Genomic DNA, 18,936 nt, shown 5'->3' with positions numbered 1-18,936 from the left:
ACCAGTCGCGCCAGTCCCAGCGCTCGGCCGGCACCTCGGAAATGCTATCGCGACCCTCGACGAGGTTCTGCCAGAAGGAGGCGACATCCGGGGCGCCGGGGAAGATGCCGCTCATGCCGATGATGGCAATGGCGCCGGAGGCCGCATCCGGAGCAACAGAAGGACGAGAGATGGTCGCAGGCACAGGCGCGGGAACCGTTGGGACAACAGGCCCCTCGGCTTGCGGCGCCGGTGCACCGCCCAGAACGGCGACCATCGCCTCGGGATGACGATCCGCCAGATGCTCCGCGAGCGTCTCCAGCACGGGATGCTCGAAGAACAGGGTCGGCGTCAGATCGAGGCCGAAGCGGTCGTTCAGCCGATTGGCGAACTGGGTGAAGCTGATGGAATCGAAGCCGTATTCGGTCAGCTCCACATCCGGGTCGAGATCGTCGAGCGCGACCTTGAGGATCGCACCGGCCTCCTCGGAGACCGCACGCAGGACCCGCTGCCGCAGATCGCCCGTGTCGATCCTTGGGGTGCCGGCATGCTTTGGTGCGTTCTCAACCCTTGCCGGCGGGCGAGAAGCGATGCGGGCAACGAGATCGCGGATGCGCTCGCGTTCGCCTGCCGTGACCAGCACGCGGGCGGCGCCCGGCGCGATCTCGTCGGCCAGCAGGGCCGCCAGCACGTTGACGCCGGCGGCGGTTTCCAGCGGCACGAGACCGGTGGTCCGGCGCATCAGGGCCCCGGTGGCGGCATCCATGCCCATGCCCCCGTCCCGCCACAACGGCCAGGCGATGGACAGCGTGCGGCCCTGACACGCGCCGCGCCGGCGCCGTGCCTCGCGATCCTCGGCAAAACCGTCGAGGAAGCCGTTTGCCGCGCCATAGTCGGCCTGGCCGGGATTGCCCCAGACGCCGGAGATCGACGAGAAGAGAACCAGGAAGTCGAGAGGAGCCGTGCCCAGGGCGCGGTCGAGATTGACGAGGCCTCGCACCTTCGGCGCGAAGACCTCCCGCAACTGCCTCGCCGTCTTCCTGTGCAGCGCCTCGTCGCGCAGCACTCCGGCAGCATGGAACACGCCGTCGAGGCGGCCGTGCCGCGCGCGGATGCCGTCGACCAGTACCTGCGCCGACTGTGCGTCGGACAGGTCCGCCACCGCATAGGACAGCCCGTCCCCGCCAAGCGCCGCGGCGGCGCGGCGACCGGCAAGCACCACCTTCGCACCCGGAGCCGAGGCCAGGATCGCCCGCGCCAGATGCCGGCCGAGACCGCCGGTTCCACCGGTTATCAGATAGACGCCGCCATCGCGAAGCGGCAGCGCCCCCTCGCCGCGCGAGCTGCGCGTCTCCTCGCCAAGCTCTTCCCAGGTTTCAGCCTCAAGGCCACCCGGCCCAAGGCGGAAGCGGTCGAGCGGAAGATGGCAGGCCGCCTGCAGGAGGTGCGCGGCGACCGACGCCGCATCGAGACCCGGCTCCAGCGCAATCAGCTGGCCAGCCAGCCCGGCCTGCTCGCGCGCGGCGCTGCGCAGCAGACCGACGAGGCCGGAGAGCGCCTGCCGCCCCTCCCCGCCTGGTACAACCACCTGCACCAGCGCGCGTCCGGACTGCGCCTTCAGCACATCGAGAAGCTGCAGCGCCGCTGCCTCGAACCGCGCCGCAGGATCCCCAGCGGGATCGCCCGCAAGCTCGATCACTTCGGCACCGGCAAGATGCGGCGCAAGGCCATCGCGTTTGACGGCATCCGGTGCGACGAGCACGAGGTGCCGGCCGGGCCGATCCGCTGCACCCTGCCCCTCCACCGGACGCCACACCGGCACGAAGCACGGCGTGTCCTGAGGCGGCGCCTCGACATAGCTGCGGGTCGCGAAACCGCGCAGGGCCACGCGTGCGTTTCCGGCATCGTCCAGCAACAGGAGGTCCATGCGCCGCGTGCGGGGATCGCCGCCGGACGCGGGGCGCGGCTGGATATGTACCCAAAGATCCGTTTCCAGCGGCCCGAAGATCTCGACGGCCTCAATGGCGAAGGGGAGCGCAGCCCCTTTCGGCGCGGTCCCGTCCTCCTCAAGGACAAGGCCGATGGCCGCCTGGAACGCCCCATCCATCAGGCTGGGATGCAGAGCATAGGCTTTGGCCGTCGCGGCTATCGCCTCCGGTAGGCGAAGGCGGGCAAGCACCGAGCGTTCGCCATCCGCGCCGGGTCCAAGGGCAAGAGAGGCGATCGCCCTGTGGCCTGGCCCATAGACGAGGCCCATGTCATCGAACGCGGAATAGACCCCGTCCGCCGGGATCGCGCGCGGATGCGCCAGCTTCAAGGCCGCCAGATCAACCGCCGCAGGGGCCGTTGCGACGGCGTCCGCTACCAGCATCTGCGCATGCAGGCGCGGCTCCTCGCCGGCCGCAACGCTCAGCACCTCGGCGCGGCGCGCACCATCGGCGGCCTGCGTGAAGACGACCCGCACGCGAACCGGGCTTTCCACGGCAAGCGGGCTCATCCAGACGACCTGGCGCAAGAGCGGCTGTCCGATCCTCGCCTTCGCGGTCGCTGCCCGCACCAGTTCCAGATAGGCGACACCGGGCAGCACCGTCCGCCCGCCGATCCGGTGGTCGGCGAGGAAGAACTCGCGCCCCGTCAGGTCGATCTCGAACGTGCCGGCATCAACCTGGCTCGGTGAAAGACCGGATGCAGGCGCCGCCGGAGCGGCTTGCAGCGGCAACCAGTAGCGCTTGCGCTGGAACGGATAGGACGGGAGCGCGAGGCGCCGACGCACCGTGCCTGCGTGCAGCCGAGGCCAGTCGACGTCGGCGCCGCCGACCCAGGCACGCGCAACATCGGGCGGGTCTCGGCCGATGGGATCGAGCAATGCTGTGTCGGCGCGCCGGCCGCGCGGAACCGTGCCGCGAAGCGCGTCGCCATCCGCACCCGCCAGCACGGCATCCATCTGGCGCAGGAGATCCTCGGCATCGCGGGCGACGAAGGCGATCCGCTCACGCATCGCGTCGCGCCCGACCTGCAACGTCCAGGCAAGATCGCCGAGATCCGAGCCGGCCACATGCGGCCGCAGGCGACGGAGTACATCTGCCAGCGCGTCCGGCGTGCGGGCCGACAGCGGCACGATCATTGGAGACGAGACGGGTGCCGGCACAGGCTGCGGCCCGCGATATTCCTCGATCACCATGTGGACATTCGCTCCGCCCGCGCCGAAGGAGCTGAGCCCGGCGCGGCGCGGCTGCTCGATCCCGTCGACGACCGGACGATCCCAGTGTCGCGCGGCCCGCAGCAGATAGAAGGGACTGCCCTCCAGCTCCAGCAGCGGGTTCGGCTCCTCGCAATGGAGCGTGCGGAACAGCGTACCGGCCCGCATGGCCAGCAGCACCTTGATCAACCCTGCAACGCCGGCCGCGGTTTCCGCGTGTCCAATGTTCGACTTGACCGAGCCGAGGCCGATATGCGGGACATCAGGCGCAGGCAAGCCCTGCTCGCGATAAAGCTCGGCGAAGGCGGTCTTCAGCCCCTCCACCTCGACCGGATCGCCGAGCGGCGTGCCGGTCCCGTGGCACTCGATCAGGCTGATGCTGCGCGGATCGATGCCGGCAAGGCGATGCGCCTCCGCCACCAGACGCGCCTGGGCCTTCGGGTTCGGCGCGGTCAGCGATGTCGCCCCGCCGCCGTGATGTTCAACGGACGCACGGATGACGCCGAGGATCGGGTCGCCGTCGCGCTCGGCGGCGTCGAGCCGCTTCAAGAGCACCGCGCCGACGCCATCGGCACGGGCATAGCCGTTCGCATCGGCGGAGAAGGTCTTGCAGCGCCCGTCGGGGGTGATCATCCCGACCTGCGAGAACATGATGTGCTGCATCGGCGACAGCATCAGGTTCGAGCCGCCGGCAATCGCCATCTCGCAGCCTTCATGGCGGATGCTCATGATCGCGCGGTGGATCGCCACGAGCGAGCTGGAGCACGCTGTGTCGACGACCGAGCTCGGTCCGTGAATGTCGAGCAGGAAGGACAGACGGTTGGGGCAGAAGGCGTGGCCGAGGCCGGTCAGCTGCTGGGCATCCATGATGCCGGCCCGGTTCACCATGTCGGTGTAGTCGAGCAGGTTGATGCCCAGGAACAGCCCGACCTTGCGCCCGGCAAGCGAGCCGGGTGCATGGCCGGCCTTCTCGATCAGGCTCCAGACACATTCCATGAACAGCCGGTGCTGAGGGTCCATCAGCTCGGCTTCGCGCGGCGAGATGTTGAAGAAGGCAGCATCGAACAGGTCGTGCCCCGGCGTGAACCCGCCGTATTTCACATCCGTGAAAGGCCCCTTCTTCGGATCGCCATGGACGGCCCGCCAGTCCCAGCGGTCCGCCGGCACTTCCTCAATGCAGTCATCCCCGGCCGCCAGATGCACGGCGAAGGTCTCGAGATCCGGGCTTTGCGGAAAGCGCCCCTCCATCGAGATCACCGCGATGGGCACATGCTCCTCGGTCGCGGTCGCCAGAGGCTGCTGGACGGGCCGCGCCGCTTCGCCGACGCGTGCGATCCCCTGCCCCTTTGCAAAGGCGCGGTGGCGGGCGAGCCATGCCTCCGGCACATCGGTGCCCCCATCGGTGCCGGCCGTCGGAGGCGAGTGCGGCGGGGCGACCGTCGAAGCCGGCTGGGACGGCGCCGGCTCGGGCACGCGGGCGGCATAGGAGGCTTCCACCGCCTTGCCGTAGCGGGCCAGCAGGATCGCCGCCAGATCGTCGAGATGCTTTGCCTCGAAGAAGGTCGTCGGCGCGACGGTGATCGCGAAATGGCGGGAGATGCGCGCCATCACCTCGGTGATCGCGATGGAGTCGATGCCGAGATTGGCGAGGTTTTCCGTCGGATCGAGCTTGTCCTGCGGGATGCGCAAGGCCTCGGAGGCCAGCCGGTGCACGTCTTCGGCAAGCCGGGCGGACAGCGGTGCCGGCGCGGACGGCGCGCTCGCCCCCTCAGGCTCCGGCCGGCGCGAGGCGGCGCGCGCACGGGCGCGCTCGACCAGCTCCTGTTCGAGCTGCCGCGCCATGCGCGCCTTCAGGTCCTCGGGCCGCCGGTCGTCGGTCATCGGGCTGGCATCTCCGTCAGCTCATGACCCGTTGCCGGATCCCCTTCCGCCAGCATGTCGCGATAGCGGCGCATGTGGGACAGCAGCTTCCACAGATCCGCCTCCCACTGGTGACGGTAGCTGTCGATGAAATAGCCCTGCCCGAGATCCGGCCGGTCGGTCTTCTTCGCCGCCAGGAAGCGCTGGAGCCCGGCGCTGCGCGCGAAGAGGGCCCGGGCATAGTTGCGCGCGAAGAGCCCTTGCGTCTTCAGTCCGTCGCCGAGACCGCCCGCAGCATTGATGAAGCCCATGAACAGCAGGGTGTCATGGTTGCGCGGGGTGGAATGCAGGAAGAGGTCCGGGATCTCACCCTTCCACTCCAGCAGGTCGCGGTCGAGGAAGGGAAAATCGCGGCTGTAGCCGGTGGCGAAAAGGATCGTGTCGAACTCGCCCGAGCTGCCATCGGCAAAGGCAACCGTGTTGCCGTCGAGCGAGGCGATGTCGCCCTTCGGCACGATGTCGCCATGGCCGATGTGATAGAGGATCAGCGAGTTCATCACCGGATGGGCCGCGTCGAGCGGATAGTCCGGGCGCGGCAATCCGTAGTCGGCTCCGTCATAGCCGGCGAAGCGGAACACCTCCTCGATATAGGCCAGCGTCTCCTCGCGGGTGGCGAACTTGTTGCCGAGCTCCATCATCCATTGCGGGGTCGGCTTTCCGCTGATGAACTTGGGCTGGTAGTAGTAGCCGCGGCGGGTGCTGTGATGCACGCAAGCAGCCGTCCGCACCGCATCGACGGCGATGTCGCAGCCGGAATTGCCGCCACCGACGACCAGCACGCGCTGCCCCTTGAGCTGCTCGGCGCTCTTGTAGTCGCGCGCATGCAGGACAGTGCCGGCGAAGGTCCCGAGCTCGCTCGTATCGGGCAGGCGCGGCACCCGCTGCAGCCCGTTGCAGACCACAACCAGACGATAGGTTTCGAAATGCCCGGCAGCCGAGCGAAGCGTCCAGCCGCCCGCTACCGGCTCCAACCGCTCGACCGCCGCGTTGAAACGGGCACGGTCGTAGATGCCATGCGCACGGGCATAGTCGCGGATATAGGCCAGCATCTGGCGATGGTTGGGATAGGGCGGATAGTCCTCAGGCATCGGAAAATCCGGCACCTGGGTGTTGAACTTCGGCGAGATCAGGTGAAGCGAGGCATAGGCGCGCCCACAAGGGGCCTCGGCATTCCACACCCCGCCGAGATCCGCTTCGGCCTCGTAGAGGTCGACCGCGAACCCGTCCTCGATCAGCTCGCGCGCGACGCCGATACCGGTCGGGCCGCCGCCGATGATCGCGATCTTGTCCATCATCGCACGCTCTCCCCGGCAAGACCGATCCTGCTGCCGCCGGTTTCCATCGACCCCAGCCGCACGTCCCGCAGCACCATGCACGCATTGCCCTGTTCATCGTAAAGCGAAAGAACCAGCGGAAGGCCGTTGCCGCCCTCCACGTGAAGCACGGCCCGCTCGCCGGCGCTCGCCCATGCGGCCATGCTCTCGATGGCAACGGGCGGCTTGAGCGCACCGGCGGTCGCCGGCGCCGACAGATGCCCACCGAGGCGGAAGGCGAGCAGACGCCAGGCCGCATCCAGCCATGCCGGATCGAACAGCATGCCACCGGCCAAGCCCGCCTCGCCGCGCGGACGCCGAAGCTCGGCGACGAGGCGATCCCCGACAAGGCTCACCCTGCCGACACTCGCGGCCTCGGGCGCTGCCGGTCCCGAATGGATGGCGCAGCGCTCCGCGAAGGCCCGATAGGCCTCGCCAAGGTCGGTGCCGGAACCTGGCGCGAGCGGCTCCATCCGGCCGGGCCTTCGCGGAAGCTGATCTTCTGCGGCAGCGGCGCCGAAATGCCAGGGCTCGGCCTCCTCACCGTCCGCCACGACACGATACAGAAGCCCCTGCCCGTCGTCGCCAACCACGACCGTCAGCTGCCGCGAATGGCCGTTGACCGCAAGCGGGCTCCCCCACAACAGGTGCCGCAACCCGTGAACCGGGCGACCACCCGCACGCTCCAGCGCCCCGCGCGCAAGCTCGGGCAGGAAGAGACCGAGAACCAGTCGCCGATCAGCGGACAGATGGCTGGTGAGTGAGGGCTCCTCGCCCGTGAGCGCGACGGAGAAGCGAGCGATCTCACCGCGCGCAGCGGCGCCGTCCAGCATCGGATGCGGTTGCAGCGACGACGGCGCGACCGTCGCCGGAGCTTCGTTCACAGCCATCTCGCTCGGCTCGACCCAAAAGCGCTGGCGGGCGAAAGGATAACCCGGCAGGCGGAGACGGTCTTGCGGCGGCAGGATCGACCAATCAATGGCAAGCCCCTTGGCCCAGAGCTCGCCGACGCGCGACAGGCGGTCCATCTCGCCGGAGGCGAGCCAGCGCGCGACAAGCGCCATTGCATCCTCGTCCGTCTCGAACGGCGCGGTCGCAACCCGCTCGCCATCGGAGACATGCAGCCCGGCGAGCGGACGTCCCGCAGCGACCGAGGCGAGCGCACGCAGCAGGTCTTCCCGGCTTGCGAAGGCAACGGCCAGCCTGCTGGCGAACGCGGTCCGTCCGACCTGAAGCGTGTGCACCAGCGCGCCGAGATCGAGGTCTGGATGTGCCGCGACGAAGCGCTCGAGGCCTGCTGCATGCTCCTGCAAGCGCTCGCGATCGCGGGCCGACAGGACCAGCAGCCACGGGCCGGACGACGCCGGCAGGCTCGCCTGGGCCGGCGCCTCCTCCAGCACCAGATGCGCGTTCGTACCGCTGAAGCCGTAGGAACTGACGGCAGCCCGGCGCGGCGCGGCGCCTCTCGCCGGCCAGGGCTCGGCCTGATGGGTCAGCGCGAAGGGCGTGCCGTTCAGCGAGATATGCGGGTTCAGACTGTCGAAGTTCACCACCGGCGGCCGTTCGGCCTGTTCCAAGGCGAGCATCGCCTTCAGTGCACCGGCGACACCGGCGGAGGCGAGACAATGGCCGATATTGCTCTTCACCGAACCGATCCGGCAGTCCGCGTCCACCGGGACGCCGTGGAAGGCATCTCGCAGCCCCTCGATCTCGATGGGATCGCCGAGCGGGGTGCCCGTGCCGTGGCATTCGACAAGGCCGATGGTCGCCGGATCGATGCCGAAGCGAGCCTGCACCGAGCGCATCAGCGCGGTCTGGGCCTGCGGGTTGGGCGCGGTGATGCCGTTGGTGCGGCCGTCCTGGTTGGTGCCCCAGCCGCGAAGGACGGCACGAATGGGATCGCCGTCGCGCAAGGCGTCATCCAGCCGCTTCAGCAGTACGGCGCCGACGCCCTCGCCCGGCACGAAGCCGTTGGCGCGCGCATCGAAGGTGAAGCAGCGCCCGTCCTTCGACAGCATCGAGACCTTGGACGTGTCGATGAACATCTTCGGGCCGACGAGAATGCAGGCCCCGCCCGCCAGCGCCATGTCGCAGGTGCCGGCGGTCAGGCTCTCGCAGGCCTCGGCAATCGCCACCAGCGAGCTGGAGCAGGCCGTGTCGATGGACAGGCTCGGGCCGCGCAGATCCAGCATGTAGGACATGCGCGCGGCAAGGATCGAGCCGGAGCTGCCGAGCAGGCTGTAGGCGTTGCGCTCCTCGATCAGGTCCTCGTAGCCGCTCGGGCCGGAAGAGACATAGATGCCGCAGTTTCGGCCCGCCAGCGACTGCGGATCGATGGCGGCATCCTCGATCGCGTGCCAGGCGACCTGCAGGAACAGCCGCTGCTGCGGGTCCATCAGCTCCGCTTCGCGCGGGGTGATGCCGAAGAAACCGGCATCGAACTGGTCGACACCATCGAGCGCACCCATCCACTTGCAGTAGGACGAGCCGGGATGCGCCGGATCGGGATGATAGAAGCGTGCGACATCCCAGCGGGAGGCCGGCACCTCCTCGATGCAGTCGCGACCCTGACGGATATTGCGCCAGAATGCGTCGAGATCGCCGGCTTTGGGGAAGATCCCGGAGGCGCCGATGATCGCGACGGCGGGCGGCTCGTCGGCCTTCGGAGCGGGTGTAATGGCGACGGCGGCGGCTGGCGCAACGGCCACGGTCGCAGGCGTCACGGCGGGCGCGGCGGCTTGAGTTGCAGTCTTGACCGGGACGAGCCCGGCGACATGGGCCGCGAGCGCGCCGACGGTCGGATGCGCGTAGACCACGGTAGCCGGCAGTTCGATGCCGAACAGCGCGTTCAGCTTGCGGATCCAGGTAACCGCGAGGATCGAGTCGAGTCCCAACTCCAGGAAGCCGGCATCGTCGCGGATCTCGCCCACGTCGATCATCAGGTCCTCGGCGAGCGAGGCGACAAGCCGCTTGCGGATCTCTGCATTATGCGTCGCGGCGCCATTAGCCACGGGCGCTGCCTGGGCAACAGGTGCAGCCGGCTCCGGCACAGCTTGCGGGGAAGCCTGCAACGGGACAAGTCCGGCGACATGGGTCGCAAGCGCTCCGACGGTCGGGTGCGCGTAGACCACGGTCGCCGGCAACTCGATGCCGAACAGCGCGTTCAGCTTGCGGATCCAGGTGACGGCGAGGATCGAGTCGAGCCCCAGCTCAAGGAAGCCGGCATCGTCGCGGATCTCTACCACATCGATCATCAGGTCCTCGGCGAGCGAGGCGACGAGCCGCTCGCGAGTGTTCGGCCGCAGGTCCGCACGCCCGGCGGAAGGGGGCGCCGGCTGCCGCCCAGGCGCGGGCAACGCCTCGCCGAATTTCTCCGCAATGCGGGCGCGAACGCGGTCGCTGCCGATGAAGGTGGTCTCATGCATGGCGAATTCGCGCCGCAGCACCTCGTCGAGATGCCGGGCGACGGTGGCCGCGCCGTCCGCCTTGGCGGCGATGAGGTCCGCCTTCGGCCGGCGGGCCAGCGCATGCGCCCGCGCCAATGCCTCGTCGAGCACCCGCGCGGCCGGCAGCACATCGAGATGGGGCGCCCGGCCGGCCAGCTCGCGGCCGCGATACTCGCGTGCGCTGAAGAGCACTTCCCGGCCGAGATCATCGCCAAGCCGATGCGGGAAGATCAGCGTCGCGCCTGCGCCGGGGGTGAAGCCGTACCAGAGGTAGTTGCTGTGATAGAGGCCTTCGGTCGCGAAGATGGCCTCGTCGCAATACAGGCCGAGCGACCATCCCGCACCGATGCCGTGCCCCTGCATGGCGGCGATCACCGGCAGCGGACAGGCGAGCGGCAGGCTGTAAATCCGCCGGTCGGTGAAGCGTGCCTCGCCGGCCTGCAGCTCGGTCAGTCCCTCGGACGTGCCGCCGCAGGCGAAGTAGCCGTCATGGCCGGTCAGGACGACGACCTTGGCCTCGGGCATCGTCGCGATGGCGGCAAAGGCCTCCTCGATCCCGTCCATGAAACCGGTGGTGAAGGTGTTGCGCCCTGCCCGCTCCAGCATGCGCAGCAGCACGACGCCATCGGGGAAGGCTTCCAGCTTCATCACCGAGGTCGCCAGCGGCACCCGGCGCGAGGACATTGCAGGCGGACTTGAGGTCCCAGCCTCCAGCCTGAGCTGCTGCAGGCGGCCGCGCTTCGGCGATCCCATGAGCCCCGCGCCGACGAGCTGGGGCATGGCCTTGCGCATATGCGCCTTCAGCAGAACGAGTGCCTCGCGCGGCGCGCCGGCGATGGAGGCGGCAAGCTCCGCCGCGGCGGCTTCGGCGCGATCCGCGGCCACAGTCTCCATCCCCGTCTCGACTCGGCGCGCGGCAAGCTGCCAGGGCAGCCCGGAGGGAAGCGGCGGCAGGGAAGAAAGGGGTGCATCCTCGGCACGGACGACGAAATCGGCGAGCAGCGCGGATGCTGCGCCGTCTCCTGTGGCCGGAGCGTCAATGACGGCGACCACCGGCAACGGGCAGTCGAGCAGCGCGGTGCTGAGCGTGTCGCCGGCTGTTGCGCTGGAAGCGCTCCACGCCTCGCCCCCCTGGACGATGACCGCGCGAAGCGCCTCGTCCTCTTCCGCCTCGCGCAGGACGCGCTCGATATCGCGGCGCGTTGCCTCGCCCCAGCGCCCAGTCAGCTCCAGCCGGCGCACGCCGTCCTGGTCGCCGGCAAGGCGTACGCCGCCGGTTTCCTGCGGATGCTGTGCCACGGCAGGACCGGCCATCGCCTCCAGCGGCGCAAGCCTGACGGACGGCTTCCGCCCGCTCATCGCCTCATAGGGCCCCGCGAGCGCAGCCGGATCGGCAAGGCGCAGCGGCATCGCCGGCTCGGCAGGGGCAACAGGCGCGGACCGCTGCTCGGTGCGAGACACTTCGGACGCCGCGGCACGAGGGACCGGCTGAAGCGCGACGTCTTTCTGCTTCTCCGTCACCCAATAGGATTTTCCGGCAAGCGGCGAGGCCGGCAGCGGCACCCGGCGGCGGCCAGAGCCGAACAGCCCGGTTCCCTCGATTTCCGCGCCCTGGACCCAGGCGCCGGCAAGCTGCTGCAGCCCCTCGTCCCACGCCTGCGGATCCGCCCCTTGCGAGGCTGTGAGAGCCTCGACGATCCGGCGGCAGTCGGCCGCAAGCGCTGCATTGCCGCTCTCATCCGACGGCGATGCCGATGCGCGGTGGATGCCATCCGCATTCTCGCCACGCGCCCACACCTTTAGCTTCGCGACAAGGTCCCGCGTTCCACCCGCAACGATAGCGAGACGCTCGGCCATGGGACGACGGCCGACGAGCAGCGTGTGGGCAATGTCGGCGGCTTCGCTATCGCCTGCCGTCTCCAGATGGGCGGCCATGCGCTCGGCGAGTTGGCGCAGCAGCGCCTCGTTGCGCGCGGAGAAAACGAAGAGGAACGACGGCAGGCTGCTTGCCGCCGGCGGCTGGGCGGGCGCTTCCTGCAAGACCGCATGCGCGTTCGTGCCGCCGAAGCCGAAGGAGCTGACCGCGACCCGGCGGGGCGCCCCGTCCTTCGTTGGGAAGGCAAGCGGCTCGCCGTTCACCCGGAACGGACTTTGCGAGAAATCGATGGAAGGGTTGCCGCCGCCGAAATGCAGCACCGGCGGCACCATCGCGTGCTTCAGGCTCCACACCGCCTTGATGAGGCCCGCAATGCCCGCGGCCGTCGTGGCGTGACCGATGTTCGACTTGACCGAGCCGAGCAGCTTTCCGCCCGCCTGCTCGCCCCCGTGCACACGGGCAAGGGCCGCGTGCTCGATGGGATCGCCCAGCGGCGTGCCGGTGCCGTGCGCCTCGACAACGGCGATGCTCTCCGGATCGATGCCGAACCGCTCGTAGACCTCGCGCATCAGGCGCTCCTGCGACAGGGCGCTCGGGGCGGTGATGCCGTTGGTGGTGCCGTCCTGGTTGGTGCCGCTGCCCAGGATGACGCCGTGCACCGTATCGCCGTCGGCCAGCGCCTTCGACAAGGGCTTGAGCAGAACAGCGGCCACGGCCTCTCCCGGCACGATGCCGTCCGCGCCCGCCCCGAACGGGGCACAGCGCCCGCTCGGCGACAGCATGTTGGCCTGGTTGGCATAGAGGAAGAAGCGCGGCGAACTCTGGACGAAGACGCCGCCGGCGAGCGCCATGTCGCACTCGCCCTCGCGCAGGCTGCGGCAGGCCATGTGGACGGCAACCAGCGAGCTGGAACAGGCGGTATCCACCGCAATCGCCGGCCCCTTGAGGTCCAGCCAATAGGAGAGCCGCGAGGGGATCAGCGAGGTCGTGTTGCCCCAGAACGCCTGGCCCGGCGGCTGCTCGCGGAACAGCTCCTGATAGTCACCATGGGCGCAGCCGACGAAGACGCCGCAGCGCGAGCCGACGATATCGGAGCCCGCATGGCCAGCATGCTCCAGCGTCTTCCAGGCCTCCTCCAGGAACAGCCGCTGCTGCGGGTCCATCCAGGTCGCCTCGAGGCCGGAAATGCCGAAAAACATCGCATCGAAGCGGTCGACATCCTCGATGAAGCTGCCATGCCGGCCATAGCTGCCCTCCGGCACATCCCGGTAATGCGGGACAAGGTCGAAGCGGGTCACCGGGCCGACGAGGTCGTCGCCCGCCATCAGGTGCTGCCAGAACTCCTCGACGGTCTGCGATCCGGCGAAGCGCCCGCTGACACCGATGATGGCGATGGGCTCGGCAGGGCTTTCCGCCGAGCGTGCCAGAACAGGGGCCGGCGCAGGTGCCCGAGCGGCGAGCGGCGTGGCGGGCACGGCATCCGTGCTGTTCAGCGCGGCCACCGCGTCGGCATGCTCGCGCCGCAGGAACGCCTCCAGCTGGCCGACGCTGGCGAAATCGAACAGGCGCGTCTGGTCGAACGGGATGCCCAGCGCCTTGCGCAGGCGATGGGCGAATTCCGCGCCGAGGATCGAGTCGAGGCCGTAATCCGCGAAGCTGCGCGTCACGTCGATGCTCTCGGGCGCGACATTCAGCGTCGTCGCGACAAGCCCGCGCAACAGGCCGCGCAGATCCTGGCGGACGTCGCTTGCCGCCTCTTGCGGGCGGGATACCGCCACCGGTTCGGCGAGCGGTTTTTCCGCGGGCGCCGCAGCCGACGCGCTGGCTCCGATCGCCCGCGCGGCAAACAGCTGCTGCCCAAGTCGCCGTTCGGCCTTGCCGGAGCCGGCGATCCAGTCGAAGCCGGCTTCCCGCAGGGCTTTCGCCCAGCTCTCGGGCGCGAGCGACGGCGTGCCGGGAATACGGCGCTCGCCATCGGTGAAGCGCCACCAGCCTTCCAGCAGACCGAAGGTGACGTGGGTGAACAGTGTCGCCCTGCTCGTCTCGTTGACCAGCAGCACGCCGCCCGGCGCCATGGTCTCGCGCACGGACTTGAGCGTGCGGACGATATCGGCCGTCGCATGCAGGACGTTGGCGGCGATGACAAGATCGTAGCGCCCGGGCTCGACAGCCTGCCCGGCGAGCGGCTTTTCGATATCCAGCAGTGCCGTCCTCAGGCCCGGCACCCGGCCCGCATAGCTGCGCTCGGCATGGATCAGGAAGGCGCGCGACACATCGGTGTAGCAATACTCGGCGATGCGACCGGCGAGCGGCGCGAGCGCCGCGAAGACCGGCTCGCTGGTCCCGCCCGTCCCCGCGCCGATCTCCAGGATGCGCAAGGGACGGTCCGGCCGGCTTGCGCCGACCTGTTTCGCAGCGGTCTGTGCGAGGGCCTCACTGAACCGCGCGGCCACCGCGTTCTGCTTGTAGACCGCCTCGACCAGCTCCAGCGAGCCCTGCGGGAACAGCACGTCCGTCGCCTTGCACGCCCCGGTCAGGATCTCCGGCAGCGTCGCCAGCGAGGCTTCCGCAAGGCGCATCTGGGCTGCCAGACCGCCCGCCCCGCGGCTGGCGTGCCAGCGGGCCCAAGCGTCGTCCTCGGAAAGGGCTTCACTGCCGGTCTGCGCCAGCAGATCGCGCGCAGCGCGATACCAGCGGCGAAGATCCTGCGTGACGGCCCCCTCGGGCACCCGGGCAAGCTGCGCCGCCAGCACCGACGCGACAAGCCGGTCGAGCCGGTCCTGCTCGGCCTCCATCTGTTCGTCGCCCTGCGCTGCGGTGATCGCCTGTTCCAGCTCTCCGCTCGCCGGCGCTTCGGTCTGCGGCAGCCAGTAGCGGTCCCGCGCGAAAGGATAGGTCGGCAGCGAGACAATGGCCGGGCGGGTGCCGCGCGGCAGCCGCGCCCAGTCGATGTCGATGCCCTCGGCCCACAGGGCCAGCAGCTTGTCGAGCCGGCCTTCCTGCCAGGCGCGTTCCGCGAGCTCCTGCAACACGCCATCGCCGCGCAGGGTCGCGAGCAGGCCGTCGGCAGCCTTCGCCTCTCCTGCATGGATGCCGGCACCCGCCTTGCCCGACAGCCAGTCGCCCAGCCGCGCGGCTAGGTCGTCGATGCTTGCCGCCTCGATGCCGAGGCGATGGGCAAAGGCCTCGCGCCCGACCTGCAGCGTATAGGCGACCGCCTCGAGCGGCAGGGCCGCACTTTTCTCTGCCGAAAGCCCTTGCGCAGCCACGGTCTCGGCCAGCGTCTCGATATTGGCGAACCGGTCAAGCAAGGGCAGCCGGGCGGCGGGCAAGCGCTCTTCGAGGCGGCGCCGCAGCGCCAGCAGTTCCGGCCTCTCCAGCCCCAACGCATCGAAGCTCTCGCCCGGATCGATATCCGCCACCTCCACGCCGAGCACGGCGGCAAGGTCTTCCGCGATGCCGGCCGCAACGGCCTGCAGCGAAACAGGAGTGCCCGTCGCAATGCCGGACCGAAGCGCCACCAACAGGTTCTCCGCCTGCGCGCGCAGCTGCTCCGGCGTGCGGGCCGACAGGACGATGGCCTGGGGTGCAGGCGCGGGCGCGGCGCTTCCATGGCTCTCCCGCCACTCCTCGACGATCACATGCGCATTGGCGCCGCCCGCCCCGAAGGAGGAAATGCCGGCAATGCGCGGCCCATCCGCGCGCCATTCCGCCGCCTGTCGCTGGAGCGCGAAGGGCGTTGCGGCAAGGTCGAGATTGGGATTGACCGTCTCCGCGTGCAGCGTCGGCGCCAACATGCCGTGGCGCATCTGCAGGATCACCTTGGTCAGGCCGGCGATGCCGGCGGCTGCCTCGAGGTGCCCGATAGCGGACTTCACCGATCCCAGCGCACAGAAGCCGGTGTCGGCCGTATCGGGCGCAAAAGCCTGAGTCAGGCCGTCGACCTCGATGGGATCGCCAAGGACCGTACCGGTGCCATGCGCCTCGATATAGCTCACATCGCGCGCCGACAGCCCCGCCTGTTCAAGCGCGGCGCGCACCACGTCGCGCTGCGCCGCCGGGCTAGGCACGGTGTAGCCGTTGGCACGCCCGCCGTGATTGATCGCGCTCCCGCGGATCACCGCATGAATGCGGTCGCCATCGGCGAGCGCGCGGGAGAGCGGCTTGAGCAACACGCAGCCGACACCCTCGCCGGGCACGAAGCCGTCGGCCGCTGCACCGAAGCTGTGGCATCGCCCGCTCGGGCTCAGCATGTGCGAGGCGCAGAGTTCGGCATAGTTCGAGGGGTGCAGGTAGAGATTGACGCCGCCGGCCAGCGCCATGGCGCAGTTCCCGACCCGCAGCTGCTCGCAAGCCTCGTGGATCGCCGTCAGCGAGGAAGAGCACATGGTGTCGACCGGCAGGCTCGGCCCGGCAAGGTCGAGCGCGTGCGAAACCCGATTGGCAACGCTGGCGAAGGAAGTCGACGGACGCACCATCGCCCCGCCCTCGCCCCGGAACGGGCCGTGCAGCGCGTAGCCGGTCTTGGTCACGCCGGCGAAGACGCCGACATCGGCGCCCTCCCGGCCACCGGCCACAGCCTTCAGCCGCGCGCGGGTGTAGCCGGCATCCTCGCAGGCCTCCCAGGCGCTCATCAAGAACAGGCGCTCCTGCGGGTCCATCGCTGCCGCGTCCCTCGGCGAGATGCGGAAAAACAGCGGATCGAAACCGGCAAAGTCCTGAAGGAACGCGCCCCAGCGCGAATAGCTGCGCTGCGAGGCGACCGCCTCGTCGGCATCCGGCTCGAAGAAACCCTCAAGGCCCCAGCGCTCGGCCGGGATCTCGCCCACCATGTCGCGGCCGGACCGGAGGTTCTCCCAGAAGGCATCCAGGGTGTCGGCGCCCGGATACCGGCCGGAAAGGCCGATCACCGCAATCGGCTCGGCGCGGTCCATCGGCACGTTGCGCGACGGGGCGGCGCTCGCTTGTGCCGGCGCAACGAAGGCCGGCGCGGACACTGCGACATCGCTGAGGCCGGTCCAGCGGCGGCAGGCATCGGGCTGACGCTCGGCGAGCCAGCCGGCAATCGCGGCGAGCGTGCGATACTGGAAGAACAGGGTTTTCGGCAGCGCCTCGAAGATCCCGGCCAGCTCGCTGTTGAGCCTGGTGATCATCAGGGAGTCGATGCCGTAGTCCTCCAGCGGAGCCTGCGGATCGATCCGCCCGGCCGGATGGCCGCTGATCGTTGCGAAGAGCGCACCCAGCCGCGCTGTCGTGCGGGACAGCAACTCCGAGGGGACGGCACGACGATCCGTCGTCGCCTGAGGCTCGCTCGTCACAACTTCGGACGCGTCCTGTCGCGAGAAGAACCGACGAGCGCGCGCCGCATCGCCGGCGATGACAGCGGCCTGCGCGTGGCCGGCACCGAGAATGGCGTGCATCGCGGCAAATCCCGCGCCCGCTTCCAGCGGTCGCTGGCCAATGCGCCCGAACAGCGCCGCCTGCACCTCCTCGCCGGCCTCCATCCCGCCGCCCTGCCAGAGCGGCCAGCCGATGGAGGCGATCCGGCCGCCCGAGTGCTCTGCCAGTGCGTCGAGGAAGCCGTTTGCGGCAGCGTAGTCGGCCTGTCCGGCATTGCCGAAGGCGCCGGCAAGAGAGGAAAACAGCACGAAGGCGTCGAGATCCAGCCCGCTGCACGCCTCGCGCAGGGCCAGCGCACCCGTCACCTTGGGGGCGAGAACCTCGGCAAGGTCCGTCTCCCGCTTCCAGGCGAGATGCGCGTCGCGGAGCGTCCCGGCGCAGTGCACCACCGCATTCAGCGTGCCGTGCACCTCAATCACATGGGCAACGAGACCTGCGACAGCCTCGGCATCGCCCATGTCCACCTGCCGGTAGCCGGCAACCGCGCCGAGCGCCCGGAGCTCGTCAAGGAACGCCTCGCGGGCGTCGTCGAGCGGCCGCGAGCCGGTCAGAACCAGCACCGCCCCCTTTGCCGTTTGCGCGATATCGTGCGCGACCAGCCGGCCGAGCCGCCCCATGCCGCCGGTGACCAGCACGACACCGCGCGGCCGCCATTGGAAACTCGCACCCCCTGCCGGCACCTCGCGCCAGGTGCGCTCGAGGCGTTGGCCGTTCGAATAGCGGATCCGCGTGCCCGCCCCGGTCCCTGCCTCACTCGCCAACAGGCGGGCGGCATGATCGGGCGCCAGCCCTTCGGGCAGTTCGATCACCTGCCCGAGGATGCGCGGATCCTCGATGCCAGCGGTGTCGAGCATTGCGCCAAGCCCCGCAAGCAAGGCGCCCTCGCGTGCCGGCGACAGGGCAAGCTGCACCAAGACCTTGTCCTCGCCCGGTCGTTTCACCAGGTCGCGCAACACACCCAGCAGATGCGCCGCCGCGCGGCCATAGCGCGCCGCAACCGCGCCCCGTCCGAGCGCAAGTGAGACGAGCTCGCAGCCCGGCCTTGCTTCGACGGGAACGTCGCAGGCAACAACGATGCGCCGGCCCGCAAAGCCTCCGGCCGAGACCTCACGCTCCCGCCAGTTCGGCACGAAGACGAGCGTCTCGTCCGCGGGCGAGACCCCGGGGATCCAGTAGCGCGTTGCCGCGAAGCGGCGCGGTGGCAAAGGCCGGCGCTGGGGCGGGTGCTCGCCCGTGTAGTCCTCAAGCACCACATGGGCGTTGGTTCCGCCGAAGCCGAAGCTGCTGACGCCGGCGCGGCGCGGCAAAGGAGCGCCGGACGCATCGACAGGTCGGGGCCACGCCTCGCGGCTCCGCACCAGACGGAACGGACTGCCGGCAAGGTTGACATGCGGATTGATCTCGTCGCAGTGGAGCGTCGGCGGCAATTCGCCCCGCTGCATCGCCATAAGCACCTTGACGACACCGGCAAGCCCCGCAGCCGCTTCCAGATGGCCGATGGACGATTTGACCGTGCCGAGCCCGATATGCGGCTCCGCAACGCTCTCGCGCCCGGTAAGGGCGGCGAAGGCCCGCTTGAGGCCGTTGACCTCGACCGGGTCGCCGAGATGGGTGCCGGTTCCGTGCGCCTCGATATAGCCGATGGTCGCGGGATCGATGCCCGCCATCGCCTCCTCGACAAGCGCCGCCTGCGCCTTCGCATTGGGCGCGGTCAGGGCACCGGCGCGGCCGCCATGGTTCTGCGCCCCGCCGATGATCGTGCCGAGAATGCGGTCGCCGTCACGCTCGGCATCCTTCAGCCGC

At 69.7% G+C, this 18,936-nt stretch carries 3 protein-coding genes (2 of these 3 only partly in view); all 3 read right to left on the bottom strand.

Annotation, left to right across the window (positions count from 1 at the left end):
- Tightly spaced (each overlapping or abutting the next), the 3 genes in view from BBX35_RS23240 to BBX35_RS23235 form a layout consistent with a single transcriptional unit that may run on beyond the window.
- Positions 1-5,059, bottom strand: the beginning of a protein-coding gene (locus tag BBX35_RS23240; protein ID WP_067221787.1) for a non-ribosomal peptide synthetase. The gene continues 15,227 nt to the left of window position 1, outside the view; only the first 5,059 of its 20,286 coding nucleotides appear in the window; its start codon is at positions 5,057-5,059; its stop codon lies off the left edge, out of view.
- Positions 5,056-6,393 carry a flavin-containing monooxygenase gene (locus BBX35_RS15005; protein ID WP_067221786.1) on the bottom strand — a complete coding sequence of 446 codons (1,338 nt, stop codon included), beginning with the start codon at positions 6,391-6,393 and terminating at the stop codon, positions 5,056-5,058. Before BBX35_RS15005 ends, BBX35_RS23240 begins: the two co-directional genes overlap by 4 nt.
- Positions 6,390-18,936, bottom strand: partial view of an SDR family NAD(P)-dependent oxidoreductase gene (locus BBX35_RS23235; RefSeq protein WP_067221784.1) — the 3' portion only. Its footprint extends 8,135 nt past the window's final position; 12,547 of the gene's 20,682 nt are visible here — the last part of the coding sequence; its start codon lies off the right edge, out of view; its stop codon occupies positions 6,390-6,392. The genes BBX35_RS15005 and BBX35_RS23235 overlap by 4 nt, the downstream gene beginning before the upstream one ends.

Source organism: Stappia indica (genome assembly GCF_001696535.1).
Taxonomy (GTDB): domain Bacteria; phylum Pseudomonadota; class Alphaproteobacteria; order Rhizobiales; family Stappiaceae; genus Stappia; species Stappia indica.
The sequence above is the reverse complement of the archived record's forward strand: the minus strand, read 5'-3'. Positions and strand labels throughout refer to the sequence as shown.

Bases quoted from the DNA above. Each gene is read 5' to 3' on its own strand.
- BBX35_RS15005 (WP_067221786.1), bottom strand. From the start codon at position 6,393: ATGATGGACAAGATCGCGATCATCGGCGGCGGCCCGACCGGTATCGGC.